We start from the raw sequence: 17,840 nt of genomic DNA on the forward strand, positions 1-17,840 counted from the left end.
ATAGCCGCCGCGTAACGCGCGCCCGCGCCAGGCTGCCGTCCGCGCACGCCGAAAGATTCACAAAGTTACAGGCGCGCGCGCGACGAAGAGCTCACGACGCCGCGCCGCCGATCACATCTTCTGCGGAGCCGACACGCCGATGGTCGCGAGACCGTTTTCAAGCACCTGACGCGTGGCCGCCAGCAGCGCGATGCGCGCCGTACGCTCCTTCTCGTCGTCCACGAGCACGCGCTCCGCATTGTAGAACGAGTGAAATTCACCAGCGAGGTCGCGCAGATAGAACGCGACCGCGTGCGGCGCGAGTTCGTCGGCGGCGTGCGCGAGCATGTCCGGGAACTCGGCGAGCTTGTTGAGCAGCGCCATCGCGCGCGGGCTCGACAGCGGTTCGAGATCCGCCTTCGCCGCTTGCGCGAGGTCGCCGCCGTAGCGTTCCTTCCAGTCGTTGAGAATGGTGCAGATGCGCGCATGAGCGTACTGCACGTAATAGACCGGGTTCTCGTCGTTCTGCTTGAGCGCGAGGTCGATGTCGAACACGAATTCGGTGTCGGCCTTGCGCGAGATCAGGAAGAAGCGCACGGCGTCGCGGCCGCGGCGAATCATCGCTTCGTCGAGCTGATCGGGCGCGGCTTCGCTGCCCGGCGTCATGCCGCCCGACCATTCGATCAGATCGCGCACCGTCACGTAGCTGCCCGCGCGCTTAGAGATTTTCACTTCCTGGCCGTCGCGCATGACCGTGACCATCTTGTGCAGCACGTAGTCGGGATAGCCCTTCGGAATGCCGATGCCGAGCCCTTGCAGCCCGGCCCGCACGCGCGCGATGGTGCCGTGATGATCGGAGCCCTGCACGTTGATGACCTTGGTGAAGCCGCGCTGCCACTTGGTGACGTGATACGCCACATCCGGCACGAAGTAGGTGTACGTGCCGTCGGACTTCTTCATCACGCGGTCTTTGTCGTCGCCGTCGTCGGTGGTGCGCAGCCACAGTGCGCCGTCCTGCTCGTAGGTCTTGCCGGCGTCGATCAGCGCCTTCACCGTTTCTTCGACGCGCCCTTCCTTGTACAGCGACGACTCCAGATAGAACTGGTCGAACTTCACGCCGAACGCGGTCAGGTCCATGTCCTGTTCGTGGCGCAGATACGCGACCGCGAAGTGACGGATGGCTTCGAGGTCGTCCACGTCGCCCTTGCCTTTGACCGGCTCGCCGTCCTTCGCCGCGACGGTCGCGCCCGCCATGTAGTCACGCGCGATGTCGGCGATGTACTCGCCGTTGTACGCGGCTTCCGGCCACTCGGCGTCGCCCGGTTTGAAGCCGCGGGCGCGCGCCTGCGTCGAGATGGCGAGATTGCCGATCTGCACGCCTGCGTCGTTGTAGTAGAACTCGCGATGCACCGCGTTGCCTTGCGTCGCGAGCAGGTTCGAGAGCGCGTCGCCGAGTGCCGCCTGGCGGCCGTGGCCGACGTGCAGCGGACCGGTGGGATTCGCCGACACGAATTCGACGAGCACGCGCTTGCCCGCATCGCGCGACGAACGGCCGTACGCCGCGCCTTCGCCGAGCACCGCCGGGATCACGTCTTGCTTTGCCTTCGCCGCGAGACGCAGGTTGATAAAGCCGGGACCGGCGACTTCCGCGCTCTCCACGAGCCCCTTCGCGGCCGGATGGCCGAGCACCGCATCGACGATCTGCTGCGCGAGCTGACGCGGGTTCGCGCGCAGCGGCTTGGCGAGCTGCATCGCGACGTTCGATGCCACGTCGCCATGCGCCGCGACCTTCGGCCGTTCGAGCACGATCGCGGGCGCGACGAAAGCGGCTTCCGTTGCGCCTTGCGTGGCTTGCGCGACCTCTTTGACCGCGTCGGAGAGGAGCGTTTCCAGGGTTTCTTTGTGTGCGGGCAGCATGCTGAATGTGATCCAGTGAAGCGAATGCGCAGTGGCACGCGACAGGTGCGGGCGACGCGAAGCGCCGATTGACGCGGCTGATGAGCCGTTCGCCACGGCCTGCCTTCAAGGCGGGCCACGGCTGAAACCGGGATTTTAGCAGGTGCTAAACTGTCTATTCAGGGTGGTTGTTCTGCAAAGATCGGCTTGCCGGCGCGGCTCGCATTCGCCCCGGCTGTCATCCAACAAAAGGAAAAGGACTGTCCCATGCTGATCACATTCAAAACCATGGCTGCACCGGATGTCATGATGCTCGACAATCTCGCCGAGTATCTGCTTCAGATCATCGGCAAGCAGCTGACCGAACGCGGCGTCATCACGCATGACGAACTGCCTGCCGCCATCGAAAAGCTCGAAGCGGCGGTCGTCAGCGACAAGAAAGAGCGCGCCGAGCACGACGGCCATTTTCACGAAGGTGAACAAGGCCACGATCCGCACGAGATTCCCATCGGGCTCGCGCAACGGGCGTATCCGTTCCTGGACATGCTGCGTCTCGCGCAGAAAGAGAACAAGGACATTCTCTGGGGCGTCTGAGCGGGCGCGTGAGCACCGCGCGGCTCAAATGAAAAACCCCGCATCGGCGACGATGCGGGGTTGTCTTCCTGCTGGCTTACTCGGGCGGCGCCGCTTACTGCGACTGACCGTTGCCCGGAGTCTTCGGCTTTTTAGGCGTCTTCGGCTTCTTCTTGTGTTCGGCCTGCGGCGGCGAGTACGACGATGCCTGCGTGGTGCTGGCCTGCGCGAACGCAGCCGAACTCGACGCTGCGAGCACTGCCGCGGCGATCGCGATGCTTACGGCGGACGTCATCTTCTTCATGCGACTTTCTCCGTGGCTAAAAAGTGCGTGGCCGCCGTCGTGGCGGTTCATCGCAGCGACAAGTCTACGGAATAAAAAAAGTTCCCGCCCATCACGCGGCGCTTTTCTTGCGTATCACGCGCAGCATATGTCTTTGCGCAACGCTCGCCATGCTCGCCACGCGCGATCAGCGCAGCGGCGCGAGCGCGCGTTCCGCATCGGCCGATGAGATCGCCATGCGTTCAGCGAAACTCTGCACCTGATCGTCGCCGATCTTGCCGACCGAGAAGTACGTGCTTTCCGGATGCGCGAGATAGAAACCCGAAACGCTCGCGGCCGGCGTCATCGCGAGCGATTCGGTCAGGCTCATGCCGATTTCCTCCGCCTGAAGCACTTCGAACATATCGCGCTTCACGAGATGATCGGGGCACGCCGGATAGCCGGGCGCGGGACGGATGCCGCTGTACTTCTCCGCGATGAGCGCTTCGTTGTCGAGCGTTTCGTTGGCGGCATAGCCCCACAGTTCGCGGCGCACGCGCGCATGCAGCGCCTCGGCGAAGGCTTCCGCGAAACGGTCGGCGAGCGCCTTCAGCATGATCGCGCTGTAGTCGTCGTGATCGGCGGCGAACTGCTGTTCTTTCTTGTCGACGCCGAGGCCTGCCGTCACGGCGAACAGACCGATGTAATCGGCCACGCCCGATTCCTTCGGCGCGATGAAGTCCGCCAGCGAGCGATTCGGCCGCATGACGCCGTCGACCACCGGCCGCACGCTTTGCTGTCGCAGATTGCGCCAGGTCATCGCCACTTTCGAGCGCGACTCGTCGGTGTAGATCTCGATGTCGTCGTCATTCACCGTGTTCGCGGGCAAGAGCGTGATGACGCCGTTCGCCGTGAGCCAGCGGCCCTGGATGATGCGCGAGAGCATCGACTTGCCGTCCGAGAACACGCGCCGCGCCGATTCGCCGACGATCTCGTCGTTCAGAATGGCCGGGTACGGTCCCGCCAGATCCCACGTCTGGAAGAACGGGCCCCAGTCGATGTAATTCGCCAGATCCGCGAGGGCGTAGTTCTTGAACACGCGCCGCCCGATGAAGCTCGGCTTTTTCGGCTGATACGCGCTCCAGTCGATCTTCGTCTTGTTGGCGCGAGCCTCGGCGTAGGTCACCATCGGCTGCGCCTTCTTGTTCGCGTGCTGCGTGCGAATGCGTTCATAGTCGGTCTTCAGTTCGTCGAGGAACTTGGCCGCGCCTTCGTCCGACAAGAGGCTCGATGCCACCGACACCGAACGCGACGCGTCCGCCACGTACACGACCGGGCCATCGTAATTCGGCGCGATCTTCACGGCGGTATGCACGCGCGAAGTCGTCGCGCCGCCGATCAGAAGCGGCGTCTGCTTGCCGCGGAAGTATTCGTCGCGCTGCATTTCCGAGGCGACGTAAGCCATTTCTTCGAGACTCGGCGTAATCAGCCCCGACAGGCCGATAATATCCGCGCCTTCTTCCTTCGCCTTCTGCAGGATGGTCGCGCAGGGCACCATCACGCCCATGTTGACCACTTCGAAGTTGTTGCACTGGAGCACCACCGACACGATGTTCTTGCCGATGTCGTGCACATCGCCCTTCACGGTCGCGATGACGATCTTGCCTTTGGACCGCACGTCCGCGCCCGCATCGGCGAGACGCTTCTTCTCTTCTTCGATGAAAGGGATCAGATGCGCGACCGCCTGCTTCATCACGCGCGCCGACTTCACCACTTGCGGCAGAAACATCTTGCCCGCGCCGAAGAGGTCGCCGACGATGTTCATGCCGTCCATCAGCGGCCCTTCGATCACGTTGATCGGCCGGCCGCCCGCCTGTTCGATCTTCGCGCGCACTTCCTCGGTATCTTCCACGATGAAGGTCGTGATGCCGTGCACGAGCGCATGCGAAAGTCGCGCCTCGACCGGCTGATTGCGCCATTCGAGGTTCTCTTCCTTCTTCGCCGCGCCGGTCTTGAACTTGTCGGCGATTTCGAGCAGACGGTCGGTGGCGTCTTCACGGCGATTGAGCACGACATCTTCGACGCGCTCACGCAGTTCGGGATCGAGGTCGGCATAGACGCCGAGCTGCCCCGCGTTCACGATGCCCATGTCCATGCCCGCCTGAATAGCGTGGTAAAGGAACACCGTGTGAATGGCTTCGCGCACCGGATCATTGCCGCGAAACGAGAACGACACGTTCGACACGCCGCCGCTCACCTTCGCGTGCGGCAGGTTTTCCTTGATCCAGCGCGTTGCGTTGATGAAATCGACCGCGTAGTTGTTGTGCTCTTCGATGCCCGTCGCGATCGCGAAGATGTTCGGATCGAAAACGATGTCTTCCGGCGCGAAGCCCACTTCGTTCACGAGAATGTCGTAGGAACGCTTGCAGATTTGCGTCTTGCGTTCGAACGTGTCGGCCTGACCTTGCTCGTCAAAGGCCATGACGACGGCAGCCGCGCCGTAGCGGCGAATCAGCTTCGCGTGATGACGGAACGCGTCTTCGCCTTCCTTCAGCGAAATCGAATTGACGATCGCCTTGCCCTGCACGCACTTGAGCCCGGCTTCGATCACTTCGAACTTGGAGGAGTCGATCATGATCGGCACGCGCGCGATGTCCGGCTCGGACGCAATCAGATTCAGAAAGCGCACCATCGCCGCTTTCGAATCGAGCATGGCTTCGTCCATGTTCACGTCGATCACCTGCGCGCCGTTTTCGACCTGTTGCCGCGCGACGGCGAGCGCCTCGTCGAACTGGCCGTTCAGGATCATGCGCGCGAACGCCTTCGAGCCCGTCACGTTCGTGCGTTCGCCGACGTTGATGAAGAGCGAGCCTTCGGTGACGTTGAACGGCTCGAGGCCGGAAAGACGCATCGTGTGATCGGTCATGGTCGTTCGCTTCTCTTCTGTTTCTCTTGGTCGATTCGGGCAGTACTAAGTACTTAAGCGGCGTCGCGGTATTGCGAAGGGAAGGCGCGCGGCTTGACTTGCGCGAGCGCCTTCGCGATCTCGGCGATATGCTCAGGCGTCGTTCCGCAGCACCCGCCCGCGAGATTGACCAGTCCCGCTTGCGCGAACTCTTTAAGCAGCCCCGATGTCACGTCGGGCGTTTCGTCGAAGCCGGTGTCGCTCATCGGATTCGGCAGGCCGGCGTTCGGATAGCACGAGACGTACGTATCGCAGAGCTTCGCCAACTCGGCGATATACGGACGCATGAGCGCCGCGCCGAGCGCGCAGTTGAGCCCGAACGTCAGCGGCTTCGCGTGACGCAGCGAGTTCCAGAACGCCTCGACGGTCTGGCCCGACAGAATGCGGCCCGAGGCGTCCGTGACCGTGCCGGAGATCATGATCGGCAGGCGTTCGCCCGTGTTCTCGAAGAGCTCGTCCAGCGCGAAGAGCGCCGCCTTCGCGTTGAGGGTGTCGAAGATGGTTTCGACGAGAAAGAGATCGCAGCCCGCATCGAGTAGCGCCTTCGCTTGCTCGTAGTACGCGTCGCGCAGTTCATCGAAGCTCACGTTGCGCGCGCCGGGATCGTTCACGTCCGGCGAGATGCTCGCGGTCTTCGGCGTCGGGCCGATCGCGCCCGCGACGAAGCGCGGCTTGTCGGGCGTCGAGAACGCATCGCAGGCTTCGCGGGCGAGTTTCGCCGACGCGAAGTTCATCTCGGCGGCCAGGTCTTCCATGCCGTAATCGGCCTGCGCGACGCGCGTGGCGCCGAACGTGTTCGTCTCGATGATATCCGCGCCCGCCGCTAGATATTGATCGTGAATCTCGCGGATGATCTGCGGCTGCGTGATGGAGAGCAACTCGTTGTTGCCCTTGATATCGCGGCCATAGTCCTTGAAGCGATCACCGCGATAAGCGGCTTCGTCCAGTTTGTAACGCTGAATCATGGTGCCCATCGCGCCATCGAGGATCAGAATGCGCTGCTGCAACAGCGCGGGAAGCGCGGCGCCGCGCGTGTAATCGCGCGCGGGAATCGAGAGACTCGGAGTGGCGTTCTGGTTCATGACGGACAGGCCCTGCACCGGATAGGAAATAGTCCGTCATTGTAGCCGCAGCGCGATGCGGTCGCTCCCGGCGCGGTTTGCTTCATGGCGAAGTGGACGGGCGAAAAAAAGAACCCCGCCGAGACTTCGGCGGGGTCTTCTCTGGCGTGTCGCTCGTTTGCCGTATTGCGTGGCTCGCCTCATTCGCCGATCCGCCGGCGAGCATGGCGGCGCGGGCCTGAGACTCGGAGCGCCCGCGCGAAACGTGGCGTTAGTGCAGCACCACGGGCTGGGTCATCAAGACATCGAACTGGCCGAGGAATTCATCGACATCCTCGAGCGATGGTTCTTCTTCGATCAGCTTTTGCACATGCTCGCGGAATTTTGCCGCAAGCTCGCCGTCGATGAAGATCTCCCGTTGCGTGTTCTTGTCGACGATTTCGTACCCGCCCGACATCATCGCGAGATGATTGGCCTGGGGTGGAAATTCAACGACGCAATAGTTAGGGCTGTTGTAGATCATTTGCATGGCGACACTCCTTATTCCTGTTGCTCCCGCAACCTGCATCGTAGTTGGAGCGACTGGGTGGGAATTCAAGGGGTGGCCTCGACGTGATGCCGTGTTATCGAGGCTTTTTTCTGTGAAACGTGGTCAGGCGGCCTCACGCAAGAACGCATCGAGCAATGCGCAAAAGCGTTGCGACGCCTCGATCGGAGACATGTGTGCCGCATCCAGAAGTTCGAATTGCGCGCCCGGCACCGTGTCGGCGATTACCTTGGATTCAGCATGCGGCGTGCCATTGTCGTGTTCACCGGCCACGACGAGCGTGCGCTTTTGAATCGACGCCAGTTGGTCCTTTGCATCGAAACGGCTCAAGGCTTCCGCGGCCTTCGCGAAACCTTCGTCGGGCGTGCGCGCAATCGTTTCGCCGACCTGCTCGATCACTTCGGGGTGCGCTTTACGAAAACCCTCCGTGAACCAGCGTTCCAGCGTCGATTCCACCATACTCCCTATGCCGTTCTGACGCACGGAAGCCGCGCGTTGCAAAAACGTCGAGCGCGCTTCCTCGCGGATGAACGCGGGCGCGCCCACGACCGTCAGCGAATCCACTTTGTCCGCATGGTTGATCGCGAACTTCTGCGCGACCATGCCGCCCAGCGACAAGCCGACGACGTGCGTGCTCGGCGCACCGAGCTTGTCGAGCAACTCGGACAGGTCATCGGCAAGATCGTCCACGCTGAACGCCTCGGGCGACACCGCCGTGTAGCCGTGGCCGCGCAAGTCATAACGCAGCACGGTGAAATCGTTGCGGAAGTAGCCGGCCATCTGGTCCCACGCGGACAGATCGCCGGCGAGTGGATGGATGAAGGTCAGCCAGGGACCGCCGCCTTCGTTGTCGAGAACGTATCGGGTTTCGATGCCTTTGTTGTTCACCTGCATATCCGCTCCGTGGAGGTCGCTTTGAGAATCCGTGCGTCCCGTGAGACCGTGGGACGCGCCGCCGCTACGGCCTGACGGTTGCATCGTCGGCGGCGGGTGCGGTTTCCTCTGACGCATCCGTCGTGCCCGGCGCGTTGTTCTCGGCAGCGGAAGCCGCTTGCAGCTTGCCGGCCCACAGCATTTCGATCTGCATGCCATTGGGCTCCGTCTGGAGGATGCGCGCGGGCAGCCAGCCGAGCGCCGGAGCCAGCCAGATGTCGAGCTTGCGCCGGTCACCTTCGCGGCGCGGCAGGCGCGTGAAATGCCGCGCGGTGACGAAACCGTCGCGCGTCTGCACCGTTTCATCGCCGACGGTTTCCATCGGCCAGATTTCGCTGCTGTCGTTATCCGCGACGCTGAACTGCCGCGTGACGCCGGGTTTGTAGACATCGGGCGCGCCGCGCACGAGGCTCGTCAGTTGCATGACGACGCTGAAGCGATCCTGCGCGCCGTCCGCGAGCGGCTGGCTATTCGGCGTGCGCGTGTAGACAATCTGCTTCGTTTCGCGATTGAAGACGGCGACATCGGCGGCGCGGCGGCCGCGTTTCTCCGAATACTGTTCCGGCGCGATGCCGAAGGCATCGATATGGCCCTTGCTCGAATACACGTACGGACCGACGAACGGCAGCGGAATGGAGACGACCATCTCGTAGTGCTGGCCGTCGTTCGTCCAGTGGATCGTGCCGGTCTGGTTCATCACGCCGTTGACGAGCGTGTCGTAGCGTAGGTCGCCGGTCGGCGGGACGCTGAATTTGTCGCCGGAAGCGGTTGGGGTCGAGGCTGCGGTTGCGGTTGCGGCTGCGGTTGCGGTTGCGGCTGCGGTTCCGGTTGGTGCGGACGCGCTCGCGGCACTCGCGCCCGAAGCCGCCACGCCCGATGCCGTCGCGGGTTCACCGGGCTGCGGCGTGGCCGCGCTCAACACGGGCGCGGGCGCAGCGGGCTTCGCAGCAGGCGCGGCCTTGGGCCGCGCAGGCCGCGCGACAGGCGCAAACGCGGCCGGTTTGACAGGCGCAGGCGGCGCGACGGGCTTCGGCGTCAGCAATTCCACCTGAACCGGCGGCTTCTGCTCGGGCGTACGGTTCGCCGGCTGCTTCGCGTGTTCGATCCATCGCATCGCGCTCCAATGCAGCCCGGCGACGATCAGCGCCGCCCCAACCCAGCGCCCCCAGCGCCGAGGCGCATTCGGCGCGGACGCCGCAGCGGAAGGCTCGCCCGGCGCAGCGGGCGGACGATGAAACGAAAACAGGGGCATCGAACGAAGCGGAAAGAGAAGGAATGGCGCGACGAGAAGCGGTTATGACACGCGCGCTCGCGGCGATGTTCCGCGCGCACAAGCGATCACCGTTCGCCCGCCTTGTACCCCAGTTCATACGACAGGCTGCGCGCGCATTCCCGCAGCGCCGAGTCGATCTCGCCGCCCCAGCGCGTATCGAACGCGCCTTCGTGTCCGAGCGCGATGAGCCCGAGCGCGAGTTCGCCGGTCGAATCGAAAACGGGCATGCAGAACGCGTGGATCGACGGCAGCAGCATGCCTTCGACGCGCGCCGCGCCGTGTTCGCGGACATCGGCGAGAAGCGGCTCGACATCAGCGAGCGTTTGCTTGCTCGCAGCGAGTTCGCGTTCAAGCATCGGCTGCGTCTTGCTGCGCGGCAGGTACGCGGCAAAGAGCAGTCCCGTGGCCGACGACAGCAGCGGCATCACGTCGCCGAGCTTCAGCGATGCCTTCGCCGGGTAGCTCGACTCCATCCAGTGCACGACCGTCGGCCCCTGATTGCCCCACACCGCGATGCCCACGGTCTGGTCGATGCGCTCGCGCAATTCGGCCAGCGCAATGCGCGCGAGCTTCACGCCATCGACGCGTGCCAGGCGCGCCAGCCCCATCTGCAAGGCAAAGCCGCCGAGTTCGTAGCGGCCCGTGAGCGCGTCCTGCGAAGCGAGCCCCAGCCGCACGAAGCTCACCAGATACCGATGCGCCTTCGCCGGGCTCATGCCCGCGCGCTGCGCGAGATCGCGCAGCATCATGGCGCGCGGCTCGTGAGTCAGCACATCGAGCAATCGGAAGCCGACTTCGATCGACTGAATGCCCGAGCGCAGCTTTTCTTCGGATGCGTCGAGGTCGAGTTCGTCGCCGGTGGCGGGCGCGTTGGATGGCATGGAAAGCGGGAAGGCGATGGATTCACCATCGTAAAATAGATTTCCCTCAACGTCATCTCAGCCCGACTCCGCCTTATGAAACTCGCCACGCTGAAGGACGGCACGCGCGACGGCCAACTCATCGTCGTATCGCGCGATCTGCGCACGGCTGTCATTCCCGATGGAATCGTCTCCACGCTGCAACGCGCGCTCGACGACTGGACGTTCTACGCGCCGCAGCTTTTTGACCTTTACGAAGCGTTGAATCAGGGCCGTGCCCGCCACACGTTTTCGTTCGATGCGAAGTCGTGCATGGCGCCGCTGCCGCGTGCGTTTCAATGGGCCGATGGCTCGTCCTACGTGACTCACGTCGAACTCGTGCGGCGCGCGCGCGGCGCCGAAATGCCGCCCGAATTCTGGACCGATCCGCTCATGTATCAGGGCGGCAGCGACGACTTTCTCGGGCCGACGGACGACATCGTGTGCGCGTCGGAATCGTATGGCATCGACTTCGAGGCGGAAGTCGCCGTCATCACCTCCGACGTGCAAATGGCGCCCACGCCCGACGAAGCGTTGAAAAGCGTGCGCTTGCTGATGCTGGTCAACGATGTCTCGCTGCGCAATCTCATCCCCGCCGAACTCGCGAAGGGCTTCGGCTTCTTCCAGAGCAAGCCCGCCACCGCGTTCTCGCCCGTGGCCGTCACGCCCGACGAACTCGGCGACGCGTGGCGCGAAGGCCGCGTGCATCGGCCGATGACCGTGCACTGGAACGGCAAGAAGGTCGGCCAGCCGGATTGCGGCGTGGACATGGTGTTCCACTTCGGCCAGTTGATCGCGCACGCGGCGAAGACGCGCAATCTGCGCGCGGGGTCGATCGTCGGCTCGGGCACGATCTCGAACAAGGACGCGAAGCGCGGCTACTGCTGTATCGCGGAGAAGCGGTGCCTGGAGACCATCGAGCACGGCGCGCCGCAGACGGAGTTCATGAAGTTCGGCGACAGCGTGAAGATCGAAATCTTCGACGACGCGGGCAAGTCCATCTTCGGCGCGATCGATCAGGCCGTCGTGCAGCTCGAACACTGATATCGCGCGATGAAACAAACGGCGCAACGGGTTTCGCCCGATGCGTCGAGAGCACGGGGCACCGTACACTCTCCGGGCGTTGCGGCTCACGTGCCGCGCGACGACAAAAAACAAAAGGAGACTTCCATGCGCAGAAGCAAGTGGGTAGCCGCAGCCGTGTTCGCATTCGCCGCGACGACAGCGGCGTTCGCGCAAACGCCGCACGTCAAGATCGGCCTTGTGCTTTCGCTGACCGGACCGGCCGCGTCGCTCGGCATTCCCGCCCGCGATACCGTCGCGCTTCTGCCGAAGGAAATGGGCGGCGCGAGCGTCGACTACATCGTGCTCGACGACGCCTCCGACACCACGCAAGCCGTGCAGACCACGAAGAAGCTCATCAGCGAGAATCAGGTCGATGCGATCATCGGCTCGTCGATCACGCCGAATTCGCTCGCGATGATCGATGTCGTCGCGCAAGGCCAGACGCCGATGATCTCGCTGGCTTCGTCGGCGAAGATCATCGAGCCTGTCGACGAGAAGCGCCGCTGGGTGTTCAAGACGCCGCAAACCGACGCGATGATGGCCTCCGCGATTGCCGAGCACGCGAGCAATCACGGCGTGAAGACGCTCGCCTACATCGGCCAGGCGGACGCGCTCGGCGAGACGTTTTACGCGGAAGTCGCGAAGTTCGCGCAACTGCACAAGATCACCGTGGTCGCCAACGAGCGGTTCAATCGCACGGACCCGAGCGTGACCGGGCAGATTCTCAAGATTCTCGCGGCCAAGCCCGACGCGGTGGTGGTCGGCGCGGCCGGCACGCCCGCCGCGTTGCCGCCGAAGACGCTCGCGCAGCGCGGCTACAAGGGCAAGGTGTATCACAATCACGGCGTGGGCAATCGCGACTTCCTGCGCGTGTGCGGCGCGGATTGCAACGGCACTTTCCTGCCCACGAGCCCGGTGCTCGTCGCGGCGCAGTTGCCGGACGATCATCCGGCCAAGCGCCTCGCGCTCGACTACATCAAACTGTACGAAGCGAAGCAGGGCGCGGGCACCGTCTCGGCGTTCGGCTCGTATGCGTGGGACGCCGGCATGCTGCTGCAACGCGCCGTTCCGATCGCGATGAAGGCCGGCGCGCCCGGCACGCCCGCGTTTCGCGGCGCGCTGCGCGATGCGCTCGAAGGCACGAAGAACTTCGCGGACACGAACGGCGTCGTCAACATGACGCCCAACGATCACATCGGCCTCGACCAGCGCGCCCGCGTGATGGTCGAGATTCGCGACGGCAAGTGGGTGTATCAGCCGCGCTAGACCACATGGAACCGACATGAGCGATCTCTCCTTGTATTCGCGCTACACGTCGCTGCACTTGCGCCGTCACGCGCATGGCGTGCTGGAAGTCGTCATGCCGGGCGCGGGCGCCAACAAGAGCGGCCTCTCAACCGCCGACGCCAACATGCACCGCGAACTCGCGGATATCTGGCGCGACATCGACCGGGATCCCGAGACGCGCGTCGCGCTGATTCGCGGCGAGGGCAAGGGCTTCTCGGCGGGTGGCGACCTCGCGCTCGTCGAGCAGATGGCGAACGACTTCGACGTGCGCGCGCGAGTCTGGCGCGAGGCGCGCGATCTCGTGTACAACGTGATCAATTGCAGCAAGCCGATCGTCTCGGCCATGCACGGCCCGGCGGTCGGCGCGGGGCTGGTCGCGGGCTTGCTCGCGGATATCTCCATTGCGTCGAAGTCGGCGCGCATCATCGACGGACATACGCGGCTCGGCGTCGCGGCGGGCGACCACGCGGCGATCATCTGGCCGCTGCTGTGCGGGATGGCGAAGGCCAAGTACTATCTGCTCCTGTGCGAGCCTGTGAGCGGCGAAGAGGCGGAGCGCATCGGACTGGTATCGCTCGCGGTGGAAGAGAACGAACTCATGCCGAAGGCGATCGAAGTGGCGAACCGGCTCGCGCAGGGATCGCAGACGGCCATCCGCTGGACCAAGTACGCGCTGAACAACTGGCTGCGCATGGCGGGGCCGACTTTCGATACATCGCTCGCGCTGGAATTCATGGGCTTTGCCGGACCGGACGTGCACGAGGGCATGCGTTCGCTGCGGGAGCGCCGCGCGCCGGACTTCCCCGGCGACGCGCCGTTCTGACGAACGCGGCGCTCGCGGAAAAGCGCGATCAACCAATCAAGAGGAGCGACGAATGACGGACACCTCAGGCGGCACCCCGCCGTTTTCGATTCCCGGCTTCCCCGGTTTCTCCGGCCTGGGCCAGGCGGACATGATGGGCAAGATGTGGGAAATGATGCGCCTGAATCCGTTCGCGGCCGCCATGTCGGGCGGCGCGCAGGCCGCGAATCCCTCGCTTTCCATGATGTCGGACATGCTCGCGCCGCTCACCAACATCGAGGAACTGGACAAGCGCGTGACGGACATGCGCGCCGTCGAGCAGTGGCTCAAGCTCAACCTGAACATGCTGCAATCGGCGATTCAGGCGCTCGAAGTGCAGCGCGCGACGCTCGCCACACTGCGCGCGTTCGGCGCGTTCGCGCAGACGTCCGTCGAAAATGCGCAGAACGCGGCGGCGGAGACATCGAAGGCGGCGGGCCGCTGGCCGATGGGCGGCGCCGCATCGAGCGACGCGCCGAAGGCCGCGCCGGGCGAGCGCGCGGCGCCCACGGAAAGCGACAACCCGGAAGCGGGCGCGAAGTCCGACGCGCCGCTGCCGCCGGGCTTCGATCCGAGCGGATGGTGGAACGCGCTGCAATCGCAGTTCAACCAGCTCGCGCAACTGGCGATGATTCAGCCGGGCATGGCGGGCGCGCCGGCGGGTCAGCCCTCGGCGTCGGCCGAAGAAAGTTCGACCGCGCCGGCTCCCAGCAGTCAACCGGGCGACGACACGTCAGCCGCCGCAGCAGCGGCAAAAAAGGCGGCCGCGCGCAAAGCGCCGCCGCGAAAGAAACCGGAATAGGCATCGCGCCGTCTTGCGCGAGCGGCATCGGCTGGGAAAAACGCCTGGCGGCCACGCGGTCGCCGGGCGTTTCTTTTAGGGTGCCGCGACGGCTCCCGCGTGGCTTCGCCGCGTCGCTGCCCATTGACATATTTTGTCTAAGGTTCACTATGCAACAAGAACGGTTTTGTCCACCTGCGCGGCTAGGCACGCATTCTGCATAGGACCGTCAACGTGCTCAACAACCGTTTTTGTCCATGACAAACACATCGGAAGACAACTTGAGATCCGACTCTGACGCGCAGCCCGCAGGACAGAGCGAATTCCCTCCAGAGGCCCCGCTGTTACGTTCGGTGGGATCGGGCGTGACCGGCGTGGGCATCGGCGCCATCGCTCAGGAGATTGGTCTGACGAAGGACACGCTGCGCGTCTGGGAACGGCGCTACGGCTTTCCGCAGCCCATGCGCTCACCCGGCGGCGAGCGGCTGTATCCGCAGGAACAGGTGACGAAGCTGCGGCTCGTCAAACGCCTGCTCGACGCGGGGCATCGGCCGAGCAAGGTCCTCGCGCAGCCGATCGAGGCGTTGCAGCAACTCGCGGAGTCGTCGGGCGTCGGGCAGGACGCGCCGGACGCCGAACTGGACCACTTCATCGCGCTGCTGCGCAACGGCGCGTACGAGGACTTCCGCTTCGGACTGCTGCGACGCGCGACGCGCGACGGGCTGGAGCGCTTCGTGGTCGATGTGGCCGCGCCGCTTGCCGCCCGGGTGGGCAACGCATGGGCGGCAGGCACGCTTCAGGTCTACCACGAGCATTTGTTCAGCGAGTCGATCCAGTTCACGCTGCGCACGCTGATGCGCCCGCTCTCCGAAGCACTGCGCGGGCGCGGCGGCCGGCCCCGCGTTCTGTTGACGACGCTGTCGGGCGAAGGCCACGGTCTCGGCATTCTGATGGCCGAAGCCATGTTCAGCCTTTGCGAGTGCGAATGCGTGCAGTTGGGCTTGCAGACGCCGCTGCACGACATCGTCAGCGCGGCGGTGGCGCACGAGGTGGATGTCGTCGGACTGTCGTTCACGGCGGTGCTTCCGGCGCAAGTGATCGCGAATGGGCTGACCGAGTTGCGCAGCATATTGCCGCCGCATATACGCATCTGGGTCGGCGGCAGCAGCCCGGCGCTGCGCCGCAAGCTGAACGAGGGCGTGGAGCATCTCGCCGGTTTGACCCCGATCGAGGAGTTCGTGGCGGCTTGGCGCGAAAGCGCCGTGCTATCATCGGGCGGGCTTACTAGCGCGAGCTAGAGCGGGCCTGCGGACGTCGCGGCATCGACTGAACGTACGTCCGCGCGCGCCGGCGTTGAGTCGCTTCGCCGCGCGCTGTGTCCGGCGCACGCATGCGTCGAGCAGCGAAACGCGCAGCCCAGACAACGCGACGAAAGCCTCGACGGAACCTGGGCACAGGTTTCGCTTCTTACTCCAGGTAGAACAAGACGCACACAAGGCGGCACGCGCGCAAGAACGCGCATGTCGAGGGCGGCTGGCGCGTTGCCTCGGCGCTGAATCGAGTGCTTCCTTGTCGTTTTTCGCCTGTGGCCGCCGGAATCCCGCGTAAAATTGAAAGCTTGGTTGCTTGCGTGCAGCGGTCGTCGCGCACGTTCGGCCGACCGTCATACAGATATAACGTCGCATAAGTGGCTTCAGGGGTGGACTATGAACACCATGCTTTATCCGGAACTTTATAAATCGCTGGAATCCGTCCGTTGGGATATGGAGAAGGACATCCCCTGGGACAAGTTCGATGCGTCCCTGCTCACCGACGAGCAGGCCCGGACCATCAAGATGAACGCGATCACCGAATGGTCCGCTCTTCCCGCAACCGAAATGTTTTTGCGTGACAACCACCATGACAGCGACTTTTCCGCGTTCATGAGCGTGTGGTTTTTCGAAGAGCAGAAGCATTCGCTGGTATTGATGGAATATCTGCGCCGCTTCAGGCCCGAACTCGTGCCGACGGAAGAAGAACTGCACGCCGTGCGCTTCGAATTCGATCCGGCGCCGCCGCTCGAAACGCTGATGCTGCACTTCTGCGGCGAAATCCGCCTGAATCACTGGTATCGCCGCGCGGCCGAATGGCACACCGAGCCGGTCATCAAGCATATCTACGAAACCATTTCGCGCGACGAGGCGCGTCACGGCGGCGCGTATCTGCGCTACATGAAGAAGGCGCTCGCCAATGCAGGCGATTCGGCGCGCGCCGCGTTCGCGAAGATCGGCGTGCTGATGGCCTCCGCCCGTCGCACCGAGAAGCCGCTGCATCCGACCAACCTGCACGTCAATCAGGCGCTCTTTCCGCGCGATACCGTGCAGTCGCGTCTGCCCGATCCTGAATGGCTGGAACGCTGGCTGGACGACCAGATCCGCTTCGACGATAGCTGGGAGAAGAAGGTCGTCGAGCGCATCTTGCACAACCTCTCGATTCTCTTCGAGCGGTCGTTCGTCACCGCGCAGGAGCTGAACCGCTATCGCAAGGAAGTGGTGCAGCGTCTGCAAGCCGCGTCCGGCGGCTCCAGCGGACAGCCCGCCTGACAGGTGTAACAGCGTGTCGCGCGCATGAACAAACGGCCTGCCGGCTAGCATCGGCGGGCCGTTTTGCTTTCCAGGCCGCGTGCTTCGCCGGCGAGACGCCGTGGCACAATGCGCGCTTTCCGAACTACCCGTTGAGCATTGCCATGCCCGCCACTTTCGAACGCAAGATCACCACGCGCGACGCGCTCGCCGCGCTCCGCCCGACGCTCGCGGGGCCGGTCGTGTTCACCAACGGCGTGTTCGACATCCTGCATCGCGGACACGTGACCTATCTTGCCGACGCGAAGGCGCTCGGCGCGACGCTGATCGTCGGCGTGAACAGCGACGCCTCCGTGCGCACGCTCGGCAAGGGCGACGATCGCCCGATCAACCGCGAGGACGACCGCATGGCGCTGCTCGCGGCACTCGAAAGCGTCGATTGGGTCGTGAAGTTCGAGGAATCGACGCCGCTGCAACTGATCGACGCGCTGCGCCCGGACGTGCTCGTCAAAGGCGGCGACTACGACATGGACAAGCTCGCCGAATCGGCGCTCGTGCGCGGCTGGGGCGGCAAGGCGCTCGCGATTGCGTTCGAGCATGACCGCTCGACCACCGCGCTCTTGAAGAAGGTCCGCGCGCAGTCCTGAACCGGCCGCGCGTTACTGGCCGAGCGGCTTCGTCTCTACGTTCGCCGCGGGCGCGGGACCGCCCACCTGCGGCTGATCGGCTGCTTCCTCGGCGCGTAGCGGCCGCGTCGTCAGCGTTTCGGGCCGCACCTGTTGCAACAGATGATGCGGCTCGCGCGCGCCCGCGGCCGGCAGCGACGATCCGAGCATGCCGTGCACGAGCGCGAACACCAGCACGTTGGCCAGAATGAGAAAGGCAATGAGCCAGCGCAGCATGCTAAGGGCTCCGTC

At 64.4% G+C, this 17,840-nt stretch carries 16 protein-coding genes and 1 pseudogene; 8 read left to right on the forward strand and 9 right to left on the reverse strand.

The window, feature by feature from the left end; all coding sequences use genetic code 11:
- Positions 1-111: 111 nt before the first annotated feature.
- A complete protein-coding gene (gene argS, locus HWX53_RS02360) occupies positions 112-1,896 on the reverse strand; it encodes an arginine--tRNA ligase (protein ID WP_175939068.1) in 1,785 nt (594 codons plus the stop codon).
- A 246-nt stretch (positions 1,897-2,142) separates the two neighbouring features.
- Between argS and HWX53_RS02365 the strand changes: the two genes are divergently transcribed.
- Entirely contained in the window at positions 2,143-2,469 is a 327-nt protein-coding gene (locus HWX53_RS02365; protein ID WP_175939070.1) for a DUF1840 domain-containing protein, read from the forward strand.
- A 94-nt stretch (positions 2,470-2,563) separates the two neighbouring features.
- On the opposite strand, the gene HWX53_RS02370 is transcribed toward HWX53_RS02365, so the two are convergent.
- The 7 genes and pseudogenes from HWX53_RS02370 to HWX53_RS02400 form a co-directional block, all read right to left on the reverse strand.
- Positions 2,564-2,752 (reverse strand): hypothetical protein, encoded by a 189-nt coding sequence (locus tag HWX53_RS02370; RefSeq protein ID WP_175939072.1) that lies wholly within the window; start codon positions 2,750-2,752, stop codon positions 2,564-2,566.
- A 166-nt stretch (positions 2,753-2,918) separates the two neighbouring features.
- Positions 2,919-5,645: pseudogene (metH, locus tag HWX53_RS02375) on the reverse strand (methionine synthase); the annotation flags it as partial.
- Positions 5,646-5,689: 44 nt separating this feature from the next.
- On the reverse strand, positions 5,690-6,757 hold the full coding sequence (locus HWX53_RS02380; protein ID WP_175939076.1) for a homocysteine S-methyltransferase family protein: 1,068 nt from the start codon (positions 6,755-6,757) through the stop codon (positions 5,690-5,692).
- A 250-nt stretch (positions 6,758-7,007) separates the two neighbouring features.
- Complete coding sequence (locus HWX53_RS02385; RefSeq protein WP_175939078.1) at positions 7,008-7,265, reverse strand: DUF3567 domain-containing protein; 258 nt, start codon at positions 7,263-7,265, stop codon at positions 7,008-7,010.
- Between the two features lie 123 nt (positions 7,266-7,388).
- Complete coding sequence (locus tag HWX53_RS02390; protein ID WP_175939080.1) at positions 7,389-8,177, reverse strand: alpha/beta fold hydrolase; 789 nt, start codon at positions 8,175-8,177, stop codon at positions 7,389-7,391.
- Positions 8,178-8,241: 64 nt separating this feature from the next.
- Complete coding sequence (locus HWX53_RS02395; RefSeq protein ID WP_175939082.1) at positions 8,242-9,468, reverse strand: DUF3108 domain-containing protein; 1,227 nt, start codon at positions 9,466-9,468, stop codon at positions 8,242-8,244.
- An 86-nt stretch (positions 9,469-9,554) separates the two neighbouring features.
- Positions 9,555-10,370 (reverse strand): IclR family transcriptional regulator, encoded by an 816-nt coding sequence (locus HWX53_RS02400; RefSeq protein WP_175939084.1) that lies wholly within the window; start codon positions 10,368-10,370, stop codon positions 9,555-9,557.
- Between the two features lie 75 nt (positions 10,371-10,445).
- Here HWX53_RS02400 and HWX53_RS02405 point away from each other — a divergent pair, with 75 nt between their 5' ends.
- From HWX53_RS02405 to rfaE2, 7 genes are all read left to right on the forward strand, one after another.
- A complete protein-coding gene (locus HWX53_RS02405) occupies positions 10,446-11,432 on the forward strand; it encodes a fumarylacetoacetate hydrolase family protein (protein WP_175939085.1) in 987 nt (328 codons plus the stop codon).
- 126 nt (positions 11,433-11,558) lie between these two features.
- Complete coding sequence (locus HWX53_RS02410; protein ID WP_175939087.1) at positions 11,559-12,719, forward strand: ABC transporter substrate-binding protein; 1,161 nt, start codon at positions 11,559-11,561, stop codon at positions 12,717-12,719.
- A 16-nt stretch (positions 12,720-12,735) separates the two neighbouring features.
- Positions 12,736-13,563, forward strand: a complete 828-nt coding sequence (locus tag HWX53_RS02415; RefSeq protein WP_175939089.1) for an enoyl-CoA hydratase/isomerase family protein — start codon at positions 12,736-12,738, stop codon at positions 13,561-13,563.
- A 52-nt stretch (positions 13,564-13,615) separates the two neighbouring features.
- The gene (locus tag HWX53_RS02420) at positions 13,616-14,383 is read left to right on the forward strand and encodes a PhaM family polyhydroxyalkanoate granule multifunctional regulatory protein (protein WP_175939091.1); all 768 of its coding nucleotides are present in this window, start codon (positions 13,616-13,618) and stop codon (positions 14,381-14,383) included.
- A gap of 260 nt (positions 14,384-14,643) precedes the next feature.
- A complete protein-coding gene (locus tag HWX53_RS02425; RefSeq protein WP_244139981.1) occupies positions 14,644-15,660 on the forward strand; it encodes a MerR family transcriptional regulator in 1,017 nt (338 codons plus the stop codon).
- Positions 15,661-16,068: 408 nt separating this feature from the next.
- Complete coding sequence (locus tag HWX53_RS02430) at positions 16,069-16,944, forward strand: ferritin-like domain-containing protein (protein ID WP_175939095.1); 876 nt, start codon at positions 16,069-16,071, stop codon at positions 16,942-16,944.
- Positions 16,945-17,087: 143 nt separating this feature from the next.
- On the forward strand, positions 17,088-17,570 hold the full coding sequence (gene rfaE2 / locus HWX53_RS02435; RefSeq protein WP_175939096.1) for a D-glycero-beta-D-manno-heptose 1-phosphate adenylyltransferase: 483 nt from the start codon (positions 17,088-17,090) through the stop codon (positions 17,568-17,570).
- Between the two features lie 12 nt (positions 17,571-17,582).
- Here rfaE2 and HWX53_RS02440 read toward each other — a convergent pair whose 3' ends face one another.
- A complete protein-coding gene (locus tag HWX53_RS02440; RefSeq protein ID WP_175939098.1) occupies positions 17,583-17,825 on the reverse strand; it encodes a hypothetical protein in 243 nt (80 codons plus the stop codon).
- Between the last annotated feature and the right edge of the window lie 15 nt (positions 17,826-17,840).

Origin of the sequence: Caballeronia sp. BCC1704 (assembly GCF_902833455.1) — a bacterium.
GTDB lineage: Bacteria > Pseudomonadota > Gammaproteobacteria > Burkholderiales > Burkholderiaceae > Caballeronia.